Below are 8,135 nucleotides of genomic sequence, written 5' to 3'. Positions count from 1 at the left end.
TGGGTAGAAGCTTTTTAAATCTCTCTTTTGCTCTGCGTACTCAAGTTTCTTCCAAACTTTGCACCTGCAAAGCAAAGCCTATCAGAAGTGTTACCCAGATAGTACCCGGTTCTATCTCTGGATCTTTTCTTTCATCTTTTGCCCATTTTGTACAGCCCTCAGGCAGGAATACCTTGTTGATGTATCGAAGAAAATCTTTGAGCCACCGTTTCGACATCGGTGGTAACACCTCCTGGAAATGATGATTTGATCGTTGTTGCTTCCAGGAGGTTTTTGTCATTAGTTATGTTTTTTCCTGCCTGTTTGGTTTAAAAAATGCGAATTAATAAAATTTTGCTTTTATACTGCGTTGCTTGCACCGCAAGAACTTAGGCGATCACCTGCGGAGTTTCTGGAAAAAGAGTTTAAGATATTTAGTAAATTGTATAGAATATTAAAAGCATGATACTAAAATAGCATAGGGGCGAAGCAAGCAGAAATGCGCTAGGAACCGTCCCCGGTGCATCAAACAGAAATGCGCTAGGAACCGTCCCCGGTGCATCTTAGGAGTGAAGCAAGTGGTAAGTGAAAAACCGCAAAAGGTTGCAGTTCTAATGGGTGGTCGCTCTTCCATTATAGCGAAAAACAGGATTTGTGTAAAGTGAGGTTGAAAAAGAGTTTAAGATATTTAGTAAATTGTATAGAATATTAAAAGCATGATACTAAAATAGCATAGGGGCGAAGCAAGCAGAAATGCGCATGCGCTAGGAACCATCCCCGGTGTATCAAACAGAAATGCGCTAGGAACCGTCCCCGGTGCATCTTAGGAGTGAAGCAAGTGGTAAGTGAAAAACCGCAAAAGGTTGCAGTTCTAATGGGTGGTCGCTCTTCCGAGCGGGAGATTTCTATAAAAACCGGGAAACAGATATCCCAGGCCCTGAGAGGGGAAGGCTATGAGGTAAAAGAGATCGATCCTGCGGGTGCTCTTGTGAAAGATCTAAAAGATTTTCAGCCAGATGTGGTCTTCATTGCGCTGCACGGCAAATATGGAGAAGACGGAACTATTCAAGGGCTTTTAGAGTTGCTCGGTTTTCCTTATACAGGACCTGGTGTGCTTTCCAGTGCTTTATGTATGGATAAGGTGATTGCAAAAAAGGTGATGTGCTATGAAGGAATTCCTACACCCTCTTTCCAGGTTATAACAGAACAGTTAGATGATGGTGCGATGGAAAACCTGATCAAGGAATTAGGGCTGCCCCTGGTGGTAAAACCGTCAAAACAGGGCTCAGCGATCGGTGTCTCTATTGTCAGGAAAACAGGTGAGCTGGAAAAAGCGCTAACTGAGGCGCTTAAATATGATCAAGCAGTTTTAGTGGAGGAATACATCGATGGTACCGAACTAACCGCAGCTGTTCTGGGCACAAAGAACCCGCGGGTTTTGCCCTTGATCGAGATCGTCTCTGAAACAGAATTTTATGACTTCACTGCAAAATACAGCCCAGGGATGAGCCATCATATCATACCTGCCCGCATTTCCCCTGAGGCAGCCAGAAAGGTAGAAGAACTGGCACTCCGCACCTACAGGGCTATGGACTGCCGGCAGCTTTCCCGGGTTGATTTTATGTTAAATAGTGAAGGTGAACCCTTTGTCCTGGAAACCAATACGATCCCCGGGATGACCGAGACCAGCCTTTTTCCGGAATCCGCCAAAGCAGCGGGGATCTCTTTTACAGAACTCGTTTCTCTGCTGGCTGATGAAGCATTTGAATTATTTAAGGAAGGGGACGCTTAATTATCTAATGAAAAATTGCTCAGCGGCGGATGGGTTTACACGGAATACAGCTAATCATAAACCCAAAAAGGGTTTCACTGCCAAAAGTCATTTTTTGCTCGAAGCACCACCGCATATAGTAAGTAGCTTATCTTATAACCACCTTACATAGCGGTTAGCAAATGTAAAACAGGGTTTCACAGTGGAATCATAAAAGAAGCAGCACCAAAAGAGGTGGTAATGCTGCAGAACAGCAAGAATCTAGAATCAAAGATCTATAATATCAACAACAAAGGCTATAAGGCTTACCAGAATCTTAAAGGAGCCTATGATTTCGGGGGCTACCAGCTGTTTATTGATCATGTGCAGGGTGATCCATTTGCTTCACCCTCCCGGTTGCGGATTCAGGTGAAACAAGACAGGGCAAGGTTTCCCTCATCCTTTTTCCAGGAAAAGCCGCGCAGAATTGCTCTCTGTGACTACCTGGCCAGGTGTTTTGATCAGGCTGTAAAGAGATTTTGTGCAGGGAATAGGGGCACAGGGAAGAGCGGCCTCATCTTTATTGATATGGGAAGGCAGGAAGTTTTAGAACGCAGTGCCATAGCCATTAACAGTGATTATGTGGAGGCGCGGTTCTTCTGTGGGCTTCCGGCCAGAGGGCGTACTGTGCTGGGAAGTATAGCGGAGAAGATGTTATTTCGGGAACTTCCTGAAATTGTTGAAAACAGTCTTTACTTTGAACACGTCAACCAGCGGGAACTGGCAGAGCATATTTACCTGGCTGAAGACCAGGAATACATCAGAGATTCGCTCCCAGGTCAAGACCTGGTTGCTTTTATTGCTGATGGTTCGGTTTTGCCCCGGCGAAGCGGTGTGAGTGATCTTCCTTTGACCGGCAGGGTGGTACCCTTTCATTGCCCTCCCTCCCTTGAGGTTTCCTTTAAAACCCCCAATCACGGTGAGGTGAGAGGGATGGGGATCCCCTGTGGGGTTACCCTCATCGTTGGTGGGGGCTTTCACGGGAAATCAACACTCCTGCATGCCCTGGAACGAGGGATCTACAACCACCTGCCAGGGGATGGCCGGGAGTGGGCAGTCACCATCAAGGATGCAGTAAAAATCAGGGCAGAGGAGGGAAGAAGGGTTGAAAAGGTGGATATCAGCCCCTTTATCAATAATCTTCCCTTCGGACAGGATACTCGCCGCTTTTCAACAGATAATGCCAGCGGGAGCACCTCACAGGCAGCCAATATCATCGAGGCTCTGGAAATAGGCTGCCAGCTGCTGCTCATCGATGAGGATACCAGTGCCACCAATTTCATGATCCGTGATGGCAGGATGCAGGCACTGGTCACCAAAGAAAGGGAGCCCATCACACCATTCCTGGACCAGGTGCGTCCATTATATGAAGAACAGGGGGTTTCTTCGATTCTTGTCATCGGGGGGGCCGGGGGACTACTTAGATGTGGCTGATCAGGTGATCATGATGAATGAGTACAGGCCGGTAGATGTCAGCAAAGAAGCGAAAGACTTATGCAGGGAATACCCCGCACTTCGAGTCGCGGAAAGGGGAAAGGGTTTCGGAAAACTGGAGCCAAGGGTGCCGCTTCCCGAAAGTTTCGACCCGCAGCGGGGAAGGAAAACAAAGGTAAAAGCAAGGGGACTTGATACGGTCCAGTTCGGCAACTATCAGATCGAACTGGATGATGTGGAGCAGTTGATTGATCCCAGCCAGACCCGGGCCATCGCAGATATCATCTATTATGCCTGGAAAAGGTATCTTCATGGCCGGTATCCGTTGAGTGAGGCCATCAGGCGTATTGAAAATGACTTGGATCAGTATGGCCTGGAGATTGTTTCACCCTTCAAAGAGAAGAGCGGGGATTATGCCAGGCCGCGCGGCTTGGAAATTGCTGCGGCGATCAACAGGCTGCGGAGTCTGAAAATCCGATGAATGGGTGTGCTGTAATGTTCCGGCATACCGCAACAATGATGTATTTTAATGCTGAAAATTCGCTGAAGGGGGGTGCTGCAATCAGTGGAGGGGAAGAAAATAGTTTGCCTGGGGGACAGCCTTACATATGGTTATCCTTACGGTCCGGATGTTTCCTGGGTGTATTATGTTAACAGTAGATGCCCGCTAAAGTTGATCAATGCCGGTATCAACGGCAATACCATGGAGGATTTGGAGAGAAGGTATCAAGCGGATGTGCAAAGCCACAGCCCTAACTTTTTGGTGATCCTGGGGGGCACCAATGATGCCTATCGCTTTGAAATTTCCTGTGCCGAGACTATCTACCACCTGGAGCAAATAATCAGGAAAGCTCAGAATGATAAAATCAGTCCTGTAGTAGCCTTACCTATGAATTCTTTAGATGAATATTCAACAGGGAAGATTGAGCGACTCCGGAGGGAGGAAAGAGAGTTGGCTGAGCGGTATGATCTGCCCTGTTTGGATTTTGACAAGGCTTTCACTGATCCTGAGGGGAAGGTGAGGGAGGATTTCTACATGGATGGTGTACATCCCAATATCGCCGGCTATGAATCTATGGGAAGGGTAGCTTTGGAATTCTTTCAAGGCCTCTTCCAGAGGTAATCGGGGTTGGAGTTTTTAAAGGCGGTCAGAATTCGGTCCCTCACACCGGGGAATTTTTCCTCAAGACCCACCACAAGCTGTTTCATCTCCTCCCGCTGGGTATGACTATCCTGCGGACAGGGGTTTTTTACGAGAGGGAGCCGGAAGGCATCTGTGAAATGAATAATGGTTTTTTCACGAACATAAAGAAGCGGCCTGATCAGTGTCACCTGTCTCCTGGAAAGGTAGCTGATCGGCTGCATCAGCTTGATCCTGCGTTCATAAAAAAGAGACAGGAAAAAGGTTTCGATGGCATCATCCAGGCTGTGAGCCAGGGCAACCTTGCTGCAGCCCATCTGTTTGGCTGTGATATGCAGGGCGCCATTGCGCATCTTGCTGCAGAGTGAACAGGGGTTGGGCTCCTTGCGGAAGTCAAAGACAATAGGAGCGATTTTAGTATGCACCTGGGACCAGCTGATACCGATGTCACGGCAAAAATCCCGAATAGGCTCCAGGGACACACCAAAGCCCAGATCTATCGAAATGGCGTGCAAATGAAACTTGACCGGAGAGAACTTTCTCATCTCATTTAAAACATAGAGGAGTGTCATACTGTCCTTGCCGCCGGAAACACCGACAGCTATCTGATCCCCCTCTTGGATCATCTGATGTTCGTTGATGGCCTGTCCGGCAGGCTTCCATAAAGAGTCGTGAAAGCGTCTTTTTGCCAATATAAACCCTCCATAAGCGTGACAGGGACGGTCCTTTTCCGTACCTAACTGTTCCGAAGCACACCTGTACGAAAGACAAGTGTCTGAGGCAGAAGTCAGATGCCTGAAGCAGGAAGTAGGGGGTTGGAAGCTTGCGTGAGCCGCTTCCCGCTAATTCTTCATCATTCCTGACTTCGGCCCCTGTTCTTCATGATGGTGTCACCTTTTAATGCCCATTGTTATTATACCTGGTTCCTGTTTTGTTTTAAACAAATAGCACATAGCTATACATTTACAGTGTCTCAACAAAATTAATGAATAGACACCCATGCTGCTCAGGTGGCCGGAAAATGAAAAACAGAGCCGAGTCATGTAATAATGCTTTCGGGTGCCGGCACCATCTTTTTTCCGACATCTGACTTCCGGCATCTGACCTCTGTTTTTTCCATAGACACTGGACACCCTGTTTTCTTCTGGTTTATAATGCACAGGGAGGATAATGCAATTGTTCAATATAGCTCTTTTCGAGCCCGAAATACCCCAAAACACAGGCAATATCGCCCGCCTTTGTGCTGCAACAGGCTGCCATCTCCATCTGATTGGGCCACTTGGCTTTTCTTTGCGGGAAAAGCACCTGAAAAGAGCAGGGCTTGACTACTGGCATCTGGTGGACGTCCATATCTATGATAGTTTTGAGGATTTCACCACAAAACATTCAAATGCTAGATTTTATTATATAACAGCAAAGGGAAAGCACTGTTACACCGAATTTGACTTTCAACCAGGTGACTTCTTTGTCTTCGGTTCTGAGACACACGGCTTGCCTGAGGAGTTGTTAGCTGCAAACAGGGAATCATGTCTGCGCATCCCCATGGTTTCCGGTGCCAGATGCTTGAATCTGTCAAATTCTGTAGCAATAGTGGTCTATAGTGCCCTGCATAAACAAATGTTTAGGGGGCTAAGCTAACATAAAGAAAGGGTGATTGCAGGATGGCAGACCAAGATATGCTGCCGCGTACCTTCTGGGTGGAGCTTTTACGATTATATGATGAATTTATTGAGTCCGGGAAAACCGACAAAGATACCATTGACATGCTTGAAAGGGCCGGGCTCCTGAGAGAGGGCACACTCCTCGGCCAGGAAATCATGAATGCCTTCCCACACCTGGAGTTCAAAGAGGTAGAACCCCTGGTCAGAAGGGGGATCCGGGATAAAATCGTGGAAAATTTAAGAAGGCCGATCGACTGATTGCATATCCTCTGCGGGCCTGAATCAACTCGCGATAGAACCTGTAACCTGTGCAGAAATTTATACGTCCGGATGACTGCACAGAATGCACAACCTGATTGGATGCATATTAAAGGTTCAGAACCCTTGACAGAGACCGCACAGCAGAGTAAGATTATTAAGACAAAGGGCGTGTAGCTCAGTTGGGAGAGCACCTGGCTCGCACTCAGGAGGTCAGGGGTTCGAATCCCCTCACGTCCACCAGTAATAGCAAGGCTTCCAGCGAGTGGAAGCCTTTTCCATTATGTGATGTGACCACAATTTGACCACAACAGAAGAGGCCTTTTCTAAATGTCTGGTGTAGCTCCTATGGAAGTTCCTCGACCAGAGACGCTTCCCGTCCTCATGCTGACCTATACGTGATTTTGGATATGATTTAAGAAGAACAGCTCAGCAAGGCGTCAGGCAAAACAACTGGGGATATATCTACAAATAACTGTTTTAAACAATAGACAGGCTTCCGGTTTCCGGGAGCCTTCATTTAGATGGTTTTCTTGTTCGTCACTTTCCAAATCGCAGGAATCGAAGATGTCCCCGCTCTTTATGTCAATCAAGAGAGTCGGGTGGTAACCGGTCGGTAACCGGTACCTTTGCTCCGCTTTTGAGTAAATTCATGCAAAACAAATTCCCTTATGCTATGATAAGGCTAATAAGACATAATATACAACGATTCGTAAAGAAATCAGTTAGATCTCCAAAGTTCCCAAAGGTTTTCGCAGGGAGGGAATAAAGGGAGGGAATAATATGGAGCAAACAAAAAGTGGCCGAGCTGAGCCGCATTATTATTCTTACAGGCTTAAGCATAAGTTAGACAAGCTGCGTTTTGCACCTGCCACCGTTGTCGAAGCACCGTCCGGTTACGGCAAGACCACAGCGATACGAGACTTTTTGCAAAACTCTCTCCCCCAGGGCACGCCCGTCTATTGGTTCACTGCCATGGATGAAAAGCCCTCCGCGGGTTTTCGGCGACTCTGCCGCGAGATTGAGAAGATTGACAGCTATGCAGGTGAGCGCCTCGTTAAAATTGGGCTACCCAACATTGGCACCATTGGCGAAGCAACTGAAGCTCTGCGGTCAGCCCAGTGCAAACATGAAACCTATCTAGTAATAGATAACTTTCAGTTTTTGCAGGACGCCCCTTGCCCCCCGCTTTTTTTCTTGCGCCTCCTCGAACATGGCGGCCAGGGCCTACATGTCATTATCGTCACCCAAATGCTCAAACGAGATACCCTTGCTATTGTTGCAAGTCATGGGGTTTTGCATATTACGGCTACCGATATGCGGTTGAGTGCAGGCGATATCAGTCGCTATTATGCCCTGGCCAATGTAAAAATTACCCCGGAGGATGCACAGGATGTCGAGCGCTACACAGAAGGCTGGATTATCGCAATCTATTTACAGCTCTCCGCTTTTCTGGAAACAGGCACATTTTCCGATAAACCTGGTATTTTGGCACTCATGGACCATTTAGTGTGGAATAAGTTGACCGAAGCTCAGCAAATTTTTCTTTTGCACCTATCACCCTTTGAGATAGTCAGTGTACAGCAGGCATGTTCCCTCATCGGCTGTGATACACTGCCCGAATACGCTTTGGATGCGCTCAGGAGCCCCTTTATCCGCTACGATCCAGCCGAGCGACAGTACGAAGTACATAGCATTCTAATCAGAACTCCTGATTCAAAAGCGCGGTGAGCGCGGGCCTGCGTTTGAACACCAGGTGCCTGCTGCGGGCGGGGGGACTTTTGCCGGGAATTGGAGGGTCCAAACCTGCTAAAAGCTTTTGGCTTTTATATGCAAATTCCGAGATTATGAG

9 protein-coding genes and 1 tRNA gene are annotated in these 8,135 nt (G+C 47.5%); 8 read left to right on the top strand and 2 right to left on the bottom strand.

Annotated features, from left to right (window positions below; all coding sequences use genetic code 11):
• Positions 1-40 precede the first annotated feature (40 nt).
• Complete coding sequence (locus SSCH_RS18405; RefSeq protein WP_156972278.1) at positions 41-217, bottom strand: hypothetical protein; 177 nt, start codon at positions 215-217, stop codon at positions 41-43.
• A 600-nt stretch (positions 218-817) separates the two neighbouring features.
• Here SSCH_RS18405 and SSCH_RS12685 point away from each other — a divergent pair.
• The 4 genes from SSCH_RS12685 (at position 818) to SSCH_RS12675 (ending at position 4,346) form a co-directional block, all read left to right on the top strand.
• Positions 818-1,771: a D-alanine--D-alanine ligase family protein gene (locus tag SSCH_RS12685; RefSeq protein WP_156972277.1), complete on the top strand. Its 954-nt coding sequence runs from the start codon at positions 818-820 to the stop codon at positions 1,769-1,771.
• 219 nt (positions 1,772-1,990) lie between these two features.
• Entirely contained in the window at positions 1,991-3,223 is a 1,233-nt protein-coding gene (locus SSCH_RS12680; protein WP_232294466.1) for an ABC-ATPase domain-containing protein, read from the top strand.
• Positions 3,216-3,704, top strand: coding sequence for a hypothetical protein (locus tag SSCH_RS22545; RefSeq protein ID WP_456300469.1), 489 nt, complete (start codon positions 3,216-3,218; stop codon positions 3,702-3,704). Before SSCH_RS12680 ends, SSCH_RS22545 begins: the two co-directional genes overlap by 8 nt.
• A gap of 72 nt (positions 3,705-3,776) precedes the next feature.
• Complete coding sequence (locus SSCH_RS12675; RefSeq protein ID WP_084711170.1) at positions 3,777-4,346, top strand: GDSL-type esterase/lipase family protein; 570 nt, start codon at positions 3,777-3,779, stop codon at positions 4,344-4,346.
• Here the strand turns inward: SSCH_RS12675 and SSCH_RS12670 are convergent.
• The gene (locus SSCH_RS12670; RefSeq protein WP_084711169.1) at positions 4,325-5,056 is read right to left on the bottom strand and encodes a tRNA lysidine(34) synthetase; all 732 of its coding nucleotides are present in this window, start codon (positions 5,054-5,056) and stop codon (positions 4,325-4,327) included. The two genes, SSCH_RS12675 and SSCH_RS12670, sit on opposite strands and share 22 nt — an antisense overlap.
• A gap of 484 nt (positions 5,057-5,540) precedes the next feature.
• Here SSCH_RS12670 and SSCH_RS12665 point away from each other — a divergent pair, with 484 nt between their 5' ends.
• The 4 genes from SSCH_RS12665 (at position 5,541) to SSCH_RS12650 (ending at position 8,014) form a co-directional block, all read left to right on the top strand.
• A complete protein-coding gene (locus SSCH_RS12665) occupies positions 5,541-6,002 on the top strand; it encodes a tRNA (cytidine(34)-2'-O)-methyltransferase (RefSeq protein WP_084711168.1) in 462 nt (153 codons plus the stop codon).
• Between the two features lie 23 nt (positions 6,003-6,025).
• Entirely contained in the window at positions 6,026-6,283 is a 258-nt protein-coding gene (locus tag SSCH_RS12660) for a hypothetical protein (RefSeq protein WP_044665779.1), read from the top strand.
• Between the two features lie 167 nt (positions 6,284-6,450).
• Positions 6,451-6,526: transfer RNA gene (locus tag SSCH_RS12655), tRNA-Ala, on the top strand.
• Between the two features lie 540 nt (positions 6,527-7,066).
• Complete coding sequence (locus SSCH_RS12650) at positions 7,067-8,014, top strand: MalT transcriptional regulator family protein (RefSeq protein WP_052835636.1); 948 nt, start codon at positions 7,067-7,069, stop codon at positions 8,012-8,014.
• The last annotated feature ends 121 nt before the right edge of the window (positions 8,015-8,135 follow it).

This window comes from Syntrophaceticus schinkii, assembly GCF_000946815.1.
GTDB lineage: Bacteria > Bacillota > DSM-12270 > Thermacetogeniales > Thermacetogeniaceae > Syntrophaceticus > Syntrophaceticus schinkii.
Note: the sequence above shows the minus strand (reverse complement) of the source record. Positions and strands in the feature narration are given on the sequence as shown.

What these genes read in the sequence shown, in the direction of transcription:
- SSCH_RS18405 (WP_156972278.1), bottom strand. Translation starts at nt 217, where the DNA reads ATGTCGAAACGGTGGCTCAAAGATTTTCTTCGATACATCAACAAGGTA.
- SSCH_RS12680 (WP_232294466.1), top strand. Translation starts at nt 1,991, where the DNA reads ATGCTGCAGAACAGCAAGAATCTAGAATCAAAGATCTATAATATCAAC.
- SSCH_RS12660 (WP_044665779.1), top strand. Translation starts at nt 6,026, where the DNA reads ATGGCAGACCAAGATATGCTGCCGCGTACCTTCTGGGTGGAGCTTTTA.
- SSCH_RS12650 (WP_052835636.1), top strand. Translation starts at nt 7,067, where the DNA reads ATGGAGCAAACAAAAAGTGGCCGAGCTGAGCCGCATTATTATTCTTAC.